The 15,168-nt window shown below is 64.7% G+C and carries 14 protein-coding genes; 5 read left to right on the plus strand and 9 right to left on the minus strand.

All coding sequences use genetic code 11. The annotated features are described in order from the left end of the window. Window positions 1-151 precede the first annotated feature (151 nt). The 6 genes from BBTA_RS30665 to BBTA_RS30690 all read right to left on the minus strand — a co-directional run bounded on the left by BBTA_RS30665 (window position 152) and on the right by BBTA_RS30690 (window position 7,848). Window positions 152-2,299 (minus strand): phospholipase D-like domain-containing protein, encoded by a 2,148-nt coding sequence (locus BBTA_RS30665; RefSeq protein WP_012046389.1) that lies wholly within the window; start codon window positions 2,297-2,299, stop codon window positions 152-154. A gap of 451 nt (window positions 2,300-2,750) precedes the next feature. Continuing rightward, entirely contained in the window at window positions 2,751-4,154 is a 1,404-nt protein-coding gene (gene hydA, locus BBTA_RS30670) for a dihydropyrimidinase (protein ID WP_012046390.1), read from the minus strand. A gap of 21 nt (window positions 4,155-4,175) precedes the next feature. Then, window positions 4,176-4,904 (minus strand): aspartate/glutamate racemase family protein, encoded by a 729-nt coding sequence (locus BBTA_RS30675; RefSeq protein ID WP_012046391.1) that lies wholly within the window; start codon window positions 4,902-4,904, stop codon window positions 4,176-4,178. 343 nt (window positions 4,905-5,247) lie between these two features. After that, window positions 5,248-6,027, minus strand: a complete 780-nt coding sequence (locus tag BBTA_RS30680; protein WP_012046392.1) for an ABC transporter ATP-binding protein — start codon at window positions 6,025-6,027, stop codon at window positions 5,248-5,250. Window positions 6,028-6,029: 2 nt separating this feature from the next. After that, window positions 6,030-6,839 carry an ABC transporter permease gene (locus BBTA_RS30685; protein WP_012046393.1) on the minus strand — a complete coding sequence of 270 codons (810 nt, stop codon included), beginning with the start codon at window positions 6,837-6,839 and terminating at the stop codon, window positions 6,030-6,032. Between the two features lies 1 nt (window position 6,840). Continuing rightward, on the minus strand, window positions 6,841-7,848 hold the full coding sequence (locus BBTA_RS30690; protein WP_012046394.1) for an ABC transporter substrate-binding protein: 1,008 nt from the start codon (window positions 7,846-7,848) through the stop codon (window positions 6,841-6,843). Between the two features lie 194 nt (window positions 7,849-8,042). Here BBTA_RS30690 and BBTA_RS30695 point away from each other — a divergent pair, with 194 nt between their 5' ends. From BBTA_RS30695 to BBTA_RS30715, 5 genes are all read left to right on the plus strand, one after another. After that, window positions 8,043-8,783 carry a GntR family transcriptional regulator gene (locus tag BBTA_RS30695; protein ID WP_012046395.1) on the plus strand — a complete coding sequence of 247 codons (741 nt, stop codon included), beginning with the start codon at window positions 8,043-8,045 and terminating at the stop codon, window positions 8,781-8,783. Between the two features lie 69 nt (window positions 8,784-8,852). Further along, window positions 8,853-9,257, plus strand: coding sequence for a DUF350 domain-containing protein (locus BBTA_RS30700; protein ID WP_012046396.1), 405 nt, complete (start codon window positions 8,853-8,855; stop codon window positions 9,255-9,257). A gap of 2 nt (window positions 9,258-9,259) precedes the next feature. Then, window positions 9,260-9,652, plus strand: a complete 393-nt coding sequence (locus tag BBTA_RS30705) for a hypothetical protein (protein ID WP_012046397.1) — start codon at window positions 9,260-9,262, stop codon at window positions 9,650-9,652. 251 nt (window positions 9,653-9,903) lie between these two features. Next, window positions 9,904-11,064 (plus strand): glutathionylspermidine synthase family protein, encoded by a 1,161-nt coding sequence (locus BBTA_RS30710; protein WP_012046398.1) that lies wholly within the window; start codon window positions 9,904-9,906, stop codon window positions 11,062-11,064. A 103-nt stretch (window positions 11,065-11,167) separates the two neighbouring features. After that, window positions 11,168-11,557, plus strand: coding sequence for a response regulator (locus tag BBTA_RS30715; RefSeq protein ID WP_012046399.1), 390 nt, complete (start codon window positions 11,168-11,170; stop codon window positions 11,555-11,557). Window positions 11,558-11,597: 40 nt separating this feature from the next. Here BBTA_RS30715 and BBTA_RS30720 read toward each other — a convergent pair whose 3' ends face one another. From BBTA_RS30720 to kaiC, 3 genes are read right to left on the minus strand one after another with little or no spacing between them, the layout of a single operon-like run. Then, a complete protein-coding gene (locus tag BBTA_RS30720; protein WP_041750981.1) occupies window positions 11,598-13,085 on the minus strand; it encodes an HWE histidine kinase domain-containing protein in 1,488 nt (495 codons plus the stop codon). Between the two features lie 11 nt (window positions 13,086-13,096). Beyond that, window positions 13,097-13,393 carry a circadian clock KaiB family protein gene (locus tag BBTA_RS30725; RefSeq protein ID WP_012046401.1) on the minus strand — a complete coding sequence of 99 codons (297 nt, stop codon included), beginning with the start codon at window positions 13,391-13,393 and terminating at the stop codon, window positions 13,097-13,099. Then, window positions 13,390-15,144 carry a circadian clock protein KaiC gene (gene kaiC / locus BBTA_RS30730; protein ID WP_012046402.1) on the minus strand — a complete coding sequence of 585 codons (1,755 nt, stop codon included), beginning with the start codon at window positions 15,142-15,144 and terminating at the stop codon, window positions 13,390-13,392. Before kaiC ends, BBTA_RS30725 begins: the two co-directional genes overlap by 4 nt. Window positions 15,145-15,168: the final 24 nt, after the last annotated feature.

The raw sequence follows: 15,168 nt of genomic DNA on the forward strand, positions 1-15,168 counted from the left end.
CCACTTTTTCCGATCATGCTCTAGGGACTGGGACGATCGTGGCCCGCGATCCGCTTCGGGCAAGAGACGAGATCATGATGCGATCCCGCGGACTCGCATCAAGATCCCATGGCCTCGTCTGAAGGGCGACGGTTCAGCGCGGGCGCGACGGTCAGCGCCCTTTCCTCTTGGCGCTCGTCTTGGCTCGCCTGGCGGTCTTGGCCGCGGTCTTCTTCGCCGGAGGCTTCGCCGCCGTCCTGGTCGCCTTGGCCTTCGCCTTCTTCGCTGAGGCGGCACGCTGGCTTGCCGTCTTCGACGCCTTCTTCGCGACCTTCTTTGTCGTGGTTGTCTTGCGGCCGGCCGAGGTCTTGGCTGCAGCGGCTGTCTTCTTTTGGGCCTTCTTGGTCGGCTTGGTCGACGCCTTCGCAGGCTTCGTCGTCACAGCCGATGTCTTGGCCGGCTTGGTGGTGCCGGTTGGCGTTGCGGGCTTCTTCGGCGTCGGTGGCGTTTCGGCCGCCCCGCCGCCACCCGCCGCCGACAGCCAGAAGCGCAGCTCCGGCGACTTCTCCTGATCGCCCTTGATGTAGCGGTCCTGCCAGCTGTCATCACCCTGCAGCGGCTTGCCGAAGATGTCGGGGTGCTCCTTCAGCAGGAAACGCCAAGCGTAATGGTCGTAGAGGTCGAGGACGTGACAGGCATAGGCCTCGGCGAGACCGCGATGGCCGCGGATGATCAGCATGTTCTCGTCGTTGTTGTGGGAGGCGCGGAAGCCGAGATTGTGCGAGCCGGTCACCACGACGCAATCGTCGCTGAACGGATCGATCACCACGATCTTGTTGTGGATGATGGCGAAGCCGTATTTGGCGAGCTCCTTCTCCCACTTGCCGAATGCGTCCTGCACGGCGCCGGCCGGGACGCCGCGGAAATCGATGCTGCCCTTGGCGCCCTGTTTCTTCGGCGTGCCGGATTCGCCGACCACCTTCACCTCGGGCGCGTCGCTGCCGCCATCATCCTCGCCGCCGCTCTCGGAATGGCCGCCGGAATGCAGCGCGGCGGAGAAATTGGTGGCGCGCACCGGGCTGGTCAACGCGCCGCGCACGAACAGGTCCGGCTTGTCCTTGAGCAGTTGACCGGCGACGTCGAGGATCGAATTGTTGCCGGGATCGAAGGCGAGAAACAGCACGGCGTGCTTGGCTGACCGCATCAGCTCGAACACACGGCCCATGTCGTTCGGCGTCTTCGGGGTCTTGCCGAGCTTGCCTGGCGTGTTGGGCGAGAACATCGGCTCGATGGTGACACCATGACCGAGATCGATCGGCGTTTGAATCGCGTCGGCATTGTTGGCATGGGCGAAGTCGCGCAAAGTCTTGGACTGCAGCGCCGCCTTGTCGCCATCAGCGGCGTCGACGTCGGCCTTGAGCGCATTCCAATAGCAGAGATAGCGCTCGGCCAGCTCGGGGCTCTCCACCACCAGCGCATTGTTGGTCTGGGTGCACAGGCCGGTCGAGGTCCAGTTGGTCGATCCGGAGAGCACAGCGGTCGGCTTGCCGCTCTCGGTCAGCACCATGAACTTGTTGTGCGGGATGCTGCCTTTGCCGAGGATACGGTCGATCACGGCGACGCCGGCGGCCTTCAGATTGGCGCGGTTCTCGGCATCGGCGTCGTCGGTGTCCTTGCCCTGCTCGTTGCCGAGAATGACCGTGCGGCTCGCCGGGTTCTGATGCAGCTGCGTCTCGAGGCCGTTGGGATCGTTCAACTCATAGAGCGCGGCATGAATGGTGCCACCACCGGCATCCGCGCGCTTCAACAGCGAGGTCAGGCCGTCCTGCAGCTGGCCCATCAGCCGGATGCGAATGGGGTCGTTGGGATCGAGAATGTGCGGCGCCAGCGCCGGCACGCTGGGGTGATCGTTCAGCGCGTGGGTGAGGGCCTGGGTCGCGGTGATGCCGCGGTTGAAATAGACGTGGAACGGCGGCCGTTCCGGCGTCAGCGTGACTGCGTTGCTCTCCAGCGCGTCGACGCCGGCGAGCGGCGTCAGGGTCTGGCCGGGTGTCCCGCCCATCGGCACGATGCGATATTTGTAGGTGCCGCCGCGCTTGGCAAACAGGTCCTTCCACCAGAATTTCTGCACCGGGGCCTGGTTGGTCTTGAGCTTGTCGGCGGTCTGCCCGGCAAAGCGCGCGAGCGCCGGCAGCACAGTGTCGCTGTTGTCCGCGAGGTCGATGCGGTGAATGGCAAAGCCGAGACAGCCGTCGAGGCGGCGATCGAATGTCCAGGCGACCACGGCAATATCATTGTTGGAAAATGCAAGCGCGGGCATGGCGGCACTCCTTGTCTGACAAGGATTATGTCTTCCAGTTGTAATAATGGTTCGACACATCTGGAACAGGAAGGGATGGTGGCGGTAGCGCGGGATGATGCTGCAGTGCGGGAGAGACGGCTGGTGCGATTGACGCGATGATCACCCTGCCCTGGAGGGGAGGGTGGGCCCCGTTCTCTTCGTCGTCATTGCCGGGCTTGACCCGGCAATCCATCCCTTCGCGAGAACAATCTGCCCACTTGATGGATGCGCGGGTCGAGCCCGCGCATGACGAGTCTGTTTTGGAGCGTCGATCACGGGACCTATGGCGCACCACGACGGTGAGAGCTCGCCCGGAGCGATGCTGCGACGTCGTCATTGCGAGGAGCGAAGCGACGAAGCCATCCAGAGTCCCATCCGCGACTCTGGATCGCGTCGCTGCGCTCGCGATGACGCATGGAGGGAACGTGCCTCAGGCCACGGCGCCCGGCTTGCCGCGGGTGACGTAGCGGCCACTGCCCTTGGCGCCGACGAGTTGACCGTCGCGCACGACGAACTTGCCGCGCAGCATCGTGGCGACCGGCCAGCCGGTGATCTCGATGCCCTCATAGGGCGTGTAGTCGGAGCCGTGGTGCAGGCCGGACTGGCTGATCTTCGCGGTCTTGTTCGGGTCCCATAGCGCGATGTCGGCATCGTAGCCGATCGCGATGGAGCCTTTGCCTTTCAGGCCATAGGTCTTGGCGTGGTTGGTCGCGGTGAACGCCACGAACTGGTTCAGGCTGATGCGGCCTTTGCCGACACCTTCCGAGAACAGGATCGGCAGCCGAGTCTCGACGCCGGGGATGCCGTTCGGCACCCAGCGGAAGCTGGTGCGGCCCTTCGGCGTCAGCTTGCCGGCCTCGTCGTCATAGCGGAACGGGCAGTGATCACTGGAGAACAGCGAGAACACGCCCTGCTCCAGCCCCTCCCAGCACGCCCCCTGGCTCGCTTTGTCGCGCGGCGGCGGCGAGCAGACATATTTGGCGCCTTCCATGTTGAGGCCCTGCATGTCCTCCTCGGTCAGCACCAGATATTGCGGGCAGGTCTCGCCGTGGATCTTCAGGCCGCGCGTCTGCGCACGGCGAATCTCCTCCATCGCCTCGCGGTTGGAGACATGGACGATGACGATCGGCACATCGATCAGCTCGGCCAGCGAGATGGCGCGATGGGTGGCTTCGCGCTCGACCGCAATCGGCCGCGACTTGCCGTGATAATAGGGCGCGATCTTGCCGGCACGCTCCAGGCGATCGGTGAGAAAGCGGATGGCATCGTAGTTCTCGGCGTGGATCTGCACCAGCGCGCCGGTTTCGCGCGCGACCTGCAGCACGCCGAGGATCTCGTAATCGCTCAGCGCGAGATCCTGATAGGTCATGAAGATCTTCAGCGACGAATAGCCATCGGCAACCAGCGCCGGCAATTCCTGGCCGAGCACGGAGTCCGAGGGGTCGGCGATGATGAGGTGAAAGGAATGGTCGACGTAGCAGGCCTGCTCAGCCAGCGCGTGATAGTCCTTGAGCGCCGCGCGCAACGGCTGGCCCTTCTCCTGCAGGCAATAGGGCATGACGAAGGTGTTGCCGCCGAACGCGGCGGCGCGTGTCGCGCTTTCGAAATCGTCGGCCATCACGATGCCGGGGCCGGACGGCTGGCTGATATGGACGTGGCTGTCGATGCCGCCGGGCAGCACCAGCAGGCCCGACGCGTCGACGATCTCGTCGGCATCGGTAATGGCCTCACCGATCGCGGCGATGCGGCCCTGCCGGATGGCGACATCGGCCTTGAACGTGTCGCTCGCGGTGGCGACGGTGCCGTTGCGGATGACGGTGTCGAATGCAGCCATGTGACGCGCTCTCCCAAATGCTCAGGCGAATTTCTGAAACAGCGATCCCCACTCGCTGGCGCCCCGGGTGTCGACGCCCGCCAGTTTCAACGATTTCCATACCACGGTAGCGATGGTGTCGAGAATCGGAATGCCCGTCTCCAGCTCGAGGCGCGCCACGAGCGGCGCGGCCCGCATGTTGGTGCAGACCACCGCGATCGCATCCGGCGTCTCGCGGGCGACCTCGCGGATCATGGTCTCGATCTCCGCCGGCGTCACCTCCGCGAAGGAGAAATTGTCCTGCAGGTTGAGATGCCGGTCGCCGCGGCAGGCGATGCCGAGCTTGGCATAGTTGGCGATGATGCGGGCCTGCACATCGTCGCGGTAGGGTGTGACCAGGCCGAGCGTCGTGGCCTTCGAGGCCGCCAGGATCTCGTTCAAGGCCAGCATCGAGGTGGTCGCGGGGATGCCGGTCGCCGCGGTGATCTGCTCGCACAGCTTCACGTCGGTCTCGAAACCGAGCCAGCCGGAGGACGTGCCGTTCCAGCCGATGACATCGACCTTGGCGTGCGCGAGCAATTCCGCCGCGCGCAGAATGTTCGATGTGTCGAACTGCGCCAGCGCATCGCTCGACAGCGCGATCTCGGTGACCTTGAAGCGCGAGAAATGCGCCGACACGTTCGGCAGGCCGGCGACCATCGCCGAGGTGATGGGCTCCAGCGCCGTGTTCGACGACGGCGTCAGCATGCCGAGAAGGGTGCGTTTGGTCATTGGTGATTGAGCCCTCTTCGCACGACCAGAGCCGGCGTGACTAACGGCAATTCCACAGCAGCGGCAGCGGGCGAGCCGCGCATTGATGCGCCCTCTCCCCTTGCGGGAGAGGGCATGCCTGCGCGTGCAGCAGACTCGGTTGGGTAAGGGGTCTGCCTCGACAAATGAGATCGCGGAGAGAGACCCCTCACCCGGTTTCTCACTGCGTGAGAAACCACCCTCTGCCGCAAGAGGAGAGGGTACACCGCCGTCGTCGAGACAGCATGTGCCGCCAACGGACCCGCGCTTCGGCTCGACCATGCTTGTCCATTGCGAAGCTCTTCAAGATCAAGCAAGCCGCGCATCATGCCGGAGCCCTCTCCTGCTCCACCCGCTCCCCGCGCAGCAGCGCGAGAATGTGCCGCTTCAGCGCGTTGAACTGCGGGCTCGTGATATCCCGCGGCCGCGGCAGGTCGATCGGGATGATCTCCACGATCCGCCCGGGGCGCGCGCTCATGACGGCGATCTGGGTGCCCAAGGTCAGCGCCTCGTCGATGCCATGGGTGACGAACACGATCGTGCCCTGGTGCTGCTGCCAGATCCGCACGAGCTCATTCTGCATGTCCATGCGGGTCTGCTCATCGAGCGCGCCGAACGGCTCGTCCATCAGAATCACTTGAGGGTTCATCAGCAGCGCCCGCGCAATGCCGACGCGCTGGTTCATGCCGCCGGACAGTTCGGACGGGTAATGGTTCTCGAAGCCGGTGAGGCCGACCATGTCGATATAGACCTGCGCCCGCGCGCGGCGCTCGGCCTTCTGGCCGCCGCCGAGCAGGAGATGAAAGGCGACGTTCTCCCACACCGGCAGCCACGGCATCAGATTGGCGTGCTGGAACACGACGCCGCGATCGGCGCCGGGCGCGGTGACGATCTCGCCGTCGACAGTGACGTGGCCGGCACTCGGCTGTTCGAAACCGGCGATCATGTTGAGCAGGGTCGACTTTCCGCAGCCGGACGGGCCGAGCAGGCAGACGAATTCGTTGCGCGCGATGGAGAGATTGATGTCGGCGAGCGCAGTGACATCGGCGTTGCGCTTCTTGTCGGTGAAGATCTTGGAGACGTTCGAAATGTCGATCGTGGCCATGGCTACTCTCCGCCGCGCAAGGTAGTGTTGCGCTGCCAGTGCAGCACGCGCGCCATCACGAGCCGGATCGACAGGTCGCTGCAGAAGCCGAGCAGACCGATGCTGGCCATCGCCGCCAGCACCAGATCGTAGCGCAGGAAATAATAGCTGTCCCACAGCACATAGCCGAGCCCGCTCTTCACCGCGACCATCTCGGCCGTCACCGTCAGCATCCAGGCCGAGCCGATGCCGATGCGCAGACCTGCGAAGATGCTGGGCATCGCCGCGGGCACGACGATGTAGCGCAACAGCTTGCGCTCGCTGCCGCCGACCATGGCGCCGGCACGGATGAGATTGCGGTCGCAGCTCTTCACGCCATGGATGGTGTTGAGCAGGATCGGGAAGAACGCGCCGAGAAACACCAGGAAGATCGCCGGCTTGTTGGCGATGCCGAACCAGATGATGGCGAGCGGGATCCACGACACCGGCGGGATCGGCCTGAGCATCTGCAGTGTCGGCTCGATCACGATCTCGATCCTGCGCGACCAGCCGATGGCGACGCCGAGCGCCACGCCGAGCACGGTGGCGATGGCAAAGCCGGCGGCGACGCGCGACAGGCTCGCCAGCATGTCGGCGACCCAATGGCCGCTGTAGGTCTGGGTGTTGCCGTCGGTGCCGACCAGCCAGTCCGTCCACGCCCACACCACCGTCGACGGTGCCGGCAGCAGCGCCGCCGGCAGCGCGCCCGAGCGCGAGAACGCCTCCCAGCCGACGAGCACAAGCAGCGGGACAATGGCGCGGTCAAGCTTCTTGAGCTGGGCGAGCGCTATCATCTCAGTAGCCGAGCTCGGTCTTCGGCTTGCCGGTCGCCGCTTCCAGGAAGCGGTAGTCGAGGTTCTTCTCGACCGCGGCCGTGACATCCGAGTTGATGTATTTGAGATCGCGCATCATCGCGGCGATGGCGAGCGCGGAGGAACGGTACATCTTCGGATCGGGATCGAGGTTCTCGACGGCACCGGTCGCGATCGCCTTGTCGAGGCCGGTGACCTTGGAGATGACCTCGATCAGCGCCGGCTTGTCGGCCGCGATATGCGCATCGACCTTCACCACCGCGCGCACCACGCCTTCGAGCCCCTTCGGGTTGGAGGCGATCACGTCAGAGCGGGTCAGGATCAGGTTGGTCAGCTTGCCGGCGGCCTGGTCATAGGGGAAGCCGAAGAATTTTGCGGCCTTGGCCTGCATGATCTGGGTGGCGAACGGCTCGACGGTGCAGATCAGCTCGACCTCGCCGCGGCGCAGCGCCTGCAGATGGTCGGACGGATTGGGGATGTTGACGAACTGCACATCCTTGTTGATGTCGATGCCCTGCTTGGCGAAGGCGCCACGCATGTGGATGTCCTGCGCATTGCCGCGCGAGGCGGCGACGCGGAACGGCTTGCCGTCGGCCTTGTACTTGGCAATCAGCGCCTTCAGCGCGCCCCAGTCGCCCTGCGCGACATCGAGGTCGTTGCCGAGCAGGATCGCCGAGCCGCCATTGACCTGGCCGGAGATGGCGACGACATCGAAGCCCTTATCGAGCGCGATGGCGTAATGCAGATAGGTCACCTGCGCGACGTCGATGTTCTTCGACACCAAAGCGGTCAGCGCATCGGTGCCGGTGTTGAAGCCGACCGCATCGATGGCGACGCCCTCCGCGAATTGCGGTGTCAGCGACATCGGCGTGCAATGCGCGCATTTGGCGTAGCCGAGTTTGATCTTCGGTGCGTCCTCGGCGAAGCTCGGCGCGGGCAGCGCGAGCATGAGCAGGGTCAGAATGGGGAGCAGAAAGCGGGTCACGTCCATCTCCAGGGCAGGTCGATCGGATCAGGTCTCTGCCCCCAATCAGCAAGCGACGTGCCAATTGGATGCGATATGCAATGTTGATTTTTTACAATGAAATCAATATGTAATTCTACATCAGAATTTCTGGATCTGCCTGATCCGAGGGCGCTCCGCCCGAATCTCAGGCACCTCGCAGCAGAGCCGCAGCTTCTGTCATGACCCCTTCGGCAACCCGGCCCAGACTGAAAACGCGCTTCAAGCCGACGCGGCTGAAGCTGTCCTCCGACCAGTCGACCCGGCCGCTGGCGCGGCTGTCGCTGCACGATCAGCTCGTCGCCAAGGTCCGCGAGATGATCATCGACGGCGAGCTCGCGGCCGGTGCGCCATTGCCGGAGCGCATGCTGTGCGAGACGTTCGGCGTCTCGCGCACGCCGCTGCGCGAGGCGTTCAAGATCCTCGCCGCCGAAGGTCTGATCGCGCTGCGGCCCCATCGCACACCGGTGGTGACGCCGATCGATGCCGGCGAGATCGCCGAGATCTTCGACGTGATGGTCGCGCTCGACGCTGCCGCCGGCCGCGCGGCGGCCGCGCGCGCCACGGCGGATGAGATCGCCAGGCTGGATGCGATGCATGACGAGCTGGTGGCGCTGCACGGCGCCGCCGAGCGCGCCGCCTATTTCCGGCTCAACCAGCAGATCCACCTCGAGATCACCAGGCTCGCCGGCAACAGCGTGCTGCTCAACATCTGGAGCACGCTGCATGCGAGCGTGTTCCGCGCCCGCGCGGTCGCCAATTACGACGCGCGCCGCTGGGACGAGTCGCTGCGCGAACACGAGGCTTTCATGGCGCTGCTGCGCGCCCACGACGCCCAGGGCTTCGCGCTGGCGCTCAGCGCGCACACCCGCAAGACCGGGGATTCCGTGCTGCAGATGCTGAATCAGGCCAACAGCGCATAGACTTTGTTCACGTCGAACCGGACATGCTGGCGCCGCGACAGATGAAAGCTTTCCGCCTCGGGCCTGATCATGATCCTGCAATCGCTCGCCGGCCTGCCGGCGTTCCTGGTGTATTTCTGCACCGCCCTGTTTGCGGTGACGGCATACCTTTTCATTTATACGCGCGTCACACCCTACAATGAGTTCCAGCTGATCCGGGACAATCATCCCTCGGCCGCGATCTCGCTCGGCCTAAGCCTGCTCGGCTTCACTTTGCCGCTGGTCAGCGCCATCGCGCATTCGGCCAATGTGCTGGACTGCCTGATCTGGGCGCTGGTCGCGCTGATCGTCCAGGTGATCGTGTATTATCTCGTCCGCATCCCGGTGCCGGACCTCGCCAACCGCATCGTCGCCGGTGAGCTGGCCTCGGCCATCTGGCTCGGCCTCGCCTCGCTCTCGGCCGGCGCGCTCAACGCCGCCTCGATGATCATCTGACCATGGCCGAGCAACGCATCGAATTCGGCAAGCGCAGGCCGCTGCCGCCGCCGCCCGCCACACCGCCGGTGAAGCGCTCCGGCCATGTGGCGCTGCTCGTGATGGGCACGCTCGCGGTCGGCGGCACCGCCTATGCGCTGATGCCGCGCCAGCAGAACTGCCCGCAGCAGGATCCGGCCGTGGCCGGACAGCCGCAGAGCACCGAATGCACGACCCGCCGCTCCGGCGGCGGCAGCAGTGGCGGCAGCGGCTCCGGACGCTGGGGCTTCGCCAGCAGCGACAACGAGTCCAGAAGCAGCAGTTCGACCCATGTCGCCGACGCCTCCTCCGCCCACGTCTCGCGCGGCGGCTTCGGCGGCTTCGCCCACGCCTTCGGCTTCGGACATGGCGGCTGATTGCGATCGCGATGACGCCGCGAAAACACCGCGTTTACGTTGTGAGTTGGATCCGGATCTTTGACACAGACTCAAAATCATAACAAACGCGACTACCCGCTGATCGGGATCGCCCCGATAACTGGTCGGCGCCGTTGGGCGCCGGGGCTGATGGGGACCGCAGCCATCGCTGCGGTCGCCTTGCGCTCGACATGCCTGCTGACATCGTGTCGGCTGCACGGCGTGCCTACGCATCACCGCGGCTGATTGCCATGCAGCGCATTCCCTGCCCCGAGCGCGACGATTGGCGGGAGACGGCGGCGCGATGCGGGTTCGACTTCCACGAACTCGACGGCGAGCGCTACTGGGACGAGCGCGCCTACTACGCGTTTACGCTGGCCGAGATCGAGCTCGGCATCGAGGAGCCGACCGGCGAGATTGAGCAGATGTGCCTCGAACTCGTCAGCCGCGTGGTGAAAGACGAGGTGCTGCTGCGCCGGCTGAAAATCCCGGACCGCTTCTGGCCGCTGCTGGCTTCGAGCTGGAAGCGAAAGGACGACAGCCTCTATGGCCGCCTCGATCTCAGTTTCCAGGGCGGCCGCGCGCCGGCGAAGCTGCTCGAATATAATTCCGACACGCCAACGTCGATCTTCGAGGCGGCCGTGTTCCAATGGACCTGGCTCGAACAGGCGATCGAACGGCGCATCCTTCCGGGACGCGCGGATCAGTACAATTCAATCCATGAGCGGCTGATCGAACGCTGGCGTCTGATTGGCAAAGGACGCCCGCTGCATCTGGCAGGACTCACCGACGCAGCCGAGGATGCCGCCACACTGGCCTATCTCGCCGACACGGCGACGCAAGCCGGCCTATCGACAACCATCCTTGACATGGCCGACATCGGCTGGCGTGAGGCCGGCGGCTTCGTCGATCTCGACAACAAGGACATGGCGCTCGCCTTCAAGCTCTATCCGTGGGAGTGGATGTTTCAGGATGCCTTCGGCGCGAAACTGGCGATCGCGCTGACGCAATGGGTCGAGCCGCCGTGGAAGGCCGTTCTCTCCAACAAGGGCATCCTGCCGCTGCTCTGGCAGATGTTCGAAGGCCACCCCAACCTGCTGCCGGCCTATTTCGAGGATGATCCAAAGGCCGCCAGTCTCGGCCCGAGCTTCGTGCGCAAGCCGATCTATTCGCGCGAAGGCGCCAATGTCAGCCTCGTCGCCGAGGGCATTGCGGTATCAGAACAAGAAGGGCCCTACGGGGCCGAAGGCTTCATCCGTCAGGCGCTCGCGCCGCTGCCGGATTTCGGCGGCGTGTTCCCGGTCGTCGGCAGCTGGCTGGTGGCGCATGCACCGTGCGGCCTCTCCATCCGCGAGGATGTGACCCCGATCACAGGAAATCGCTCACGCTTTTTGCCGCACGCGATTCTGTAGTCCGTTAACGAGCCGGATCGAAAACGGCTCGACACTCCGCTCCGGATGGTTAGATAGAAAGAGGATCGGAACTCCTGGACGCGGTTGCGACCGGATGGAGGCCATGGCAACGGACACATCTCAGCTCGAAGGCCTGCGAATCCTGGTCGCCGAGGACGAAGGACTGATCGCGCTCGAGCTCGAAACCGTGCTGCAGGGATTCGGCTGCGAGGTCGTCGGCCCGGTCTCTCGCGTCGCCGAGGTTCTGCGCCGGGCCGGGCACGGCGACCTCGATGGCGCGCTGCTCGACGTCAACCTGCGCGGTGAGCAGATCTTTGCCATTCTGCCGCAACTCATTGCGCTCGGGCTGAAGATCATCATCACCTCGGGCTATGACGACGCCACCCTGTTTCCGCCGGAGTTCCGAGACCTGCCCCGGCTCGCCAAACCCTTCGACGAGCGCGCGTTGCGCGCGATGTGCGAGGCGACCTTCCTGCGCAGCTCCACCAATTAGATCATGACCGTTTCGGAAACCGGTTTCCGCTTCTCCGGATCTAGTCTGGCTGCACAGCCGATGCCGGCAGATGTTCCGGTGTCGTCTCAGCCGTCAGGGCAAAGATCAGCTTGCAGCGAATTCCTTCGGGCTCGAATGCCAGCACGGCGTCACCATCGAGATCGAAGCGCACGACCCGATCGATCAGCGTAGTGCCGAAGCCGCGCGATCCACCTCCTTCCACCAGGGGACCGCCGCGCTCAAGCCAGATCAGTTCGAGCCGTTGCCGATCATCGCGCAGGCGCCATGAGATCGTGACTTGGCCGAGCGGCGCAGAGAGCGCGCCATATTTCGAGGCATTGGTTGCGAGCTCGTGCAGCACCATCGAGAGCGGCAGCACCAGCCGGGCCTCGAGCAGCACCGGCGGCCCCTCGATGACAATACGGCCCTCCCCGACGCCATAAGGCGCCAGCACCGTCGTCAGCAGCTCGTTGAAGCCGATGCCGATCCAGCGCGTCTGGGTCAGGATGTCATGCGCGATCGACACCGCCTGAATGCGTCCGGAAAATGCCTTGTTGAAGGCCGGAAGCGAGGGGGCGGTGCGCAATGTCTGTCCGGCCACCGACTGCACGATGGCGAGGATGTTCTTGACCCGGTGATTGAGCTCCGCGACCAGCATCGTTTGCTGCTCCTCGGCGCGCTTGCGCTCGGTGATATCGGTCAAGGTCACAATCGAGCCGACAGCATCCTTGGCATCGTTCACCAGCGGCCCGGCCGAGAGCAGGAAGGAACGGCCGGACATCCGCGGATCGCGCAGCCGGACCTCGACGCCGTGAAACGGCTTGGTCGCCAGCGCCTGATCGAGACTTTCACGCGAGAACCGCGCCAACGTGCTTTGCTGAGTGGCGCTTTCGGCGTCGAGCGCGAATGCCTCCGAGAACATATGTCCGACGGGGGATCGCCCTGCGAGCTGCTCGGCCACCCAGCTTGCATGGGTGATCCGCCCATCGAGCGCCAGCACGACGATGGCGTCGGTCGCCTGCTCCAGGATCGAGCGCGCGAAGCGCTCGGCCGTGGCGACCTCCTCGGCCCGGCGCTGGATCGACATGTCCGTCAGGGTCACAAGCGTGGCGACCACGCCCCCCATCGCCATCTGCCGCATCCAGACCGACACCGGCAGATCGCCGCCATCGGCCCGGCGCAGCTGCGCGTCGCTCGCCGTGTCATCGGCGCGCTGCTGCGGCACGGATCCGATAAACAGTGACGCGAAGCTGCGCCCGACCAGTTCCTGCGCGCCAAGTCCGGTCAGGGCGCAGAGCCGCGAATTGACATAGACGATGCAGCCGTCCGCATCGAGCGTCAGGGCGCCATCGCTCATCCGCTCGACCAGGACATGGTAGGGGGCATCCGCGCCCTGCAGCATGATGACCTGAGGCCCGCTCGGGCCCTGCACCACCACGGCATCGACATTGCCGCGGTGAATGGCCTCGACCGTCTCCTCCGCCTCGTTGCGCGGCCGTGCCGCCTGCATCGCGTCGTTTGATGCCACGCGTCCTCCGTTCAGCTCGGGGCGATGTCCAGACCGACCAGGACCTTCTCCGCGTTGGAAAGATCACCGATGATGCGCTTGAGCGGCTCCGGCAATTGGCGGATCAGCGTCGGGATCGCGACGATCTGGTCGCGCTGCGCCAAGGCCGGGTCCTTCATCAGGTCGATGACCTCGATCGTATAGCGGCCGGGCAGATGGGTCTCGCAGAGCTTCTTGAGGTTGGCGAGCGCGGCCAGCGATTTCGGCGTCTGGCCCGCGACATAGAGCCGGAGATTGTAGCCATCCTGTTCCATCGGCGCGGCCGTCATTTGCCTGACGTCATCAGCTTCGACGACGAGCTCGCCGCCCGTCGCGACGCACGGCTCTGAGCCAAGGCGATGCGATCGGCCGCGCGTTGATCCTCGCGGGCGCTGCCTTCCAGGTTCAGAAGCTCCATCTCCCCCTCCTCGCTCGCAAGCTGCGCCTGCAATGTTTCGATCTGCGCCGCGATCTCACGACGGCGACGCACGATCTCCCGGGTGCGGCGCTCGACCTCCTGTGTGCGCAGCAGGCGATCGGCGCGATCTTTAGCCTCCTGCGCCAGGCGCGCCGATCCCGTCAGCACACCATCGGGACCGACATAGACCTCGCGCAGCGAAATGCCCCCGGCGCTCATCAGGAACTCGCGAACCTGGTTGGAATGCGCCATGCCGCGCGATTTCAACAGATAGAGCTGACGATTATGCTCGCCATTGGTCTCGCGATTATAGAGCAGCAGCCAGGTATCGGTGAGCGACGAGATCTGCATCTCCGTGGTCGCCGTCTCGGCGCTGCCTGCGCCGAGATTGGTGAACAGCGCCGTGACGCCACGCGATTTGAGAAAATCGATCAGCCGCAGAGTCATCGAATGCACGTCGCCGGCAACGCCGGCGCCCATCAGCGCGGAGATCGGATCGACCACGACAGCCGCCGGATCGAACTCCTTCACTTCGCGATGCATCGAGGCCAGATGCGTCTCCAGCCCATAGAGATTGGGACGCCGCGCCGAAAACCGCAGCAGCCCGCGATCCACCCATTGCTGCAGATCCAGACCGACGGATCGCATGTTGCGCACGATCTGCTGCGGCGATTCCTCCAGCGCGAAATAGATGCAGCGCTGTCCGGCCTGGCAGATCGAGTTGGCGAAATGCGCCGACACGGTCGACTTTCCCGAGCCGGCCATGCCCGAGACCAGAATGCTCGAGCCCTTGTAATAGCCCTGGCCTTCGAGCATGTCGTCGAGATCGGTGATCCCGGTCGACACCCGTTCGGTCCAGGCGTCATGGGCCAGTCCCGACGAGGTGATCGGCATCACTGTGATGCCTTCCTGGTCGATGATGAACGGATATTCGTTGGTGCCGTGCGCCGTGCCGCGATACTTCACGACACGCAGCCGGCGCGTGGACAGCTGATCGTGCACGCGGTTGTCGAGCAGGATCACACAATCGGCGACATATTCTTCGAGCCCGTAGCGGGTCAGGGTGCCGTCGCCGCGCTCGCCAGTGATGATGGCGGTGACGCCCTTGCTCTTCAGCCATTCGAACAGCCGGCGCAGCTCGGAGCGCAAGACGGCCTGATTGTCGAGACCGCCGAACAGCGTCTCGATGGTGTCGATCACGACGCGCTTGGCGCCGATGGAATCGATGGCAAATCCGATGCGGATGAACAGGCCATCCAGATCATAATCGCCGGCCTCCTCGATCTCGTTGCGGTCGAGATGGATATGGTCGACGACGATCTTGTTCTGCTCGATCAGCCGCTCGATATCGTAGCTCAACGAGCCGACATTCTTGATCAGGTCCTCGGGCTGCTCCTCGAACGCGATGAAGACGCCCGGCTCATTGAAGGCAACCGCGCCATTGTAGAGAAAAGTCATGGCGAACAGCGTCTTGCCACAGCCGGCGGCGCCGCACAAAAGGGTCGGCCGTCCCTGCGGCAGGCCGCCGAAAGTGACCTCATCGAGGCCATCGATCCCGGTCGGCGATTTCGCAATGACTGGCAGATCCCGCGTCACAATCCGAGGACGCACACTCGTTTTCATTAGATCCCCCGCCGTCATCCGACC

The sequence above is a fragment of the Bradyrhizobium sp. BTAi1 genome (assembly GCF_000015165.1).
GTDB classification, from domain to species: domain Bacteria; phylum Pseudomonadota; class Alphaproteobacteria; order Rhizobiales; family Xanthobacteraceae; genus Bradyrhizobium; species Bradyrhizobium denitrificans.

Bases quoted from the DNA above. Each gene is read 5' to 3' on its own strand.
- BBTA_RS30665 (WP_012046389.1), bottom strand. From the start codon at position 2,299: ATGCCCGCGCTTGCATTTTCCAACAATGATATTGCCGTGGTCGCCTGG.
- hydA (WP_012046390.1), bottom strand. From the start codon at position 4,154: ATGGCTGCATTCGACACCGTCATCCGCAACGGCACCGTCGCCACCGCG.
- BBTA_RS30675 (WP_012046391.1), bottom strand. From the start codon at position 4,904: ATGACCAAACGCACCCTTCTCGGCATGCTGACGCCGTCGTCGAACACG.
- BBTA_RS30680 (WP_012046392.1), bottom strand. From the start codon at position 6,027: ATGGCCACGATCGACATTTCGAACGTCTCCAAGATCTTCACCGACAAG.
- BBTA_RS30685 (WP_012046393.1), bottom strand. From the start codon at position 6,839: ATGATAGCGCTCGCCCAGCTCAAGAAGCTTGACCGCGCCATTGTCCCG.
- BBTA_RS30690 (WP_012046394.1), bottom strand. From the start codon at position 7,848: ATGGACGTGACCCGCTTTCTGCTCCCCATTCTGACCCTGCTCATGCTC.
- BBTA_RS30695 (WP_012046395.1), top strand. From the start codon at position 8,043: ATGACCCCTTCGGCAACCCGGCCCAGACTGAAAACGCGCTTCAAGCCG.
- BBTA_RS30700 (WP_012046396.1), top strand. From the start codon at position 8,853: ATGATCCTGCAATCGCTCGCCGGCCTGCCGGCGTTCCTGGTGTATTTC.
- BBTA_RS30705 (WP_012046397.1), top strand. From the start codon at position 9,260: ATGGCCGAGCAACGCATCGAATTCGGCAAGCGCAGGCCGCTGCCGCCG.
- BBTA_RS30710 (WP_012046398.1), top strand. From the start codon at position 9,904: ATGCAGCGCATTCCCTGCCCCGAGCGCGACGATTGGCGGGAGACGGCG.
- BBTA_RS30715 (WP_012046399.1), top strand. From the start codon at position 11,168: ATGGCAACGGACACATCTCAGCTCGAAGGCCTGCGAATCCTGGTCGCC.
- BBTA_RS30725 (WP_012046401.1), bottom strand. From the start codon at position 13,393: ATGACGGCCGCGCCGATGGAACAGGATGGCTACAATCTCCGGCTCTAT.
- kaiC (WP_012046402.1), bottom strand. From the start codon at position 15,144: ATGAAAACGAGTGTGCGTCCTCGGATTGTGACGCGGGATCTGCCAGTC.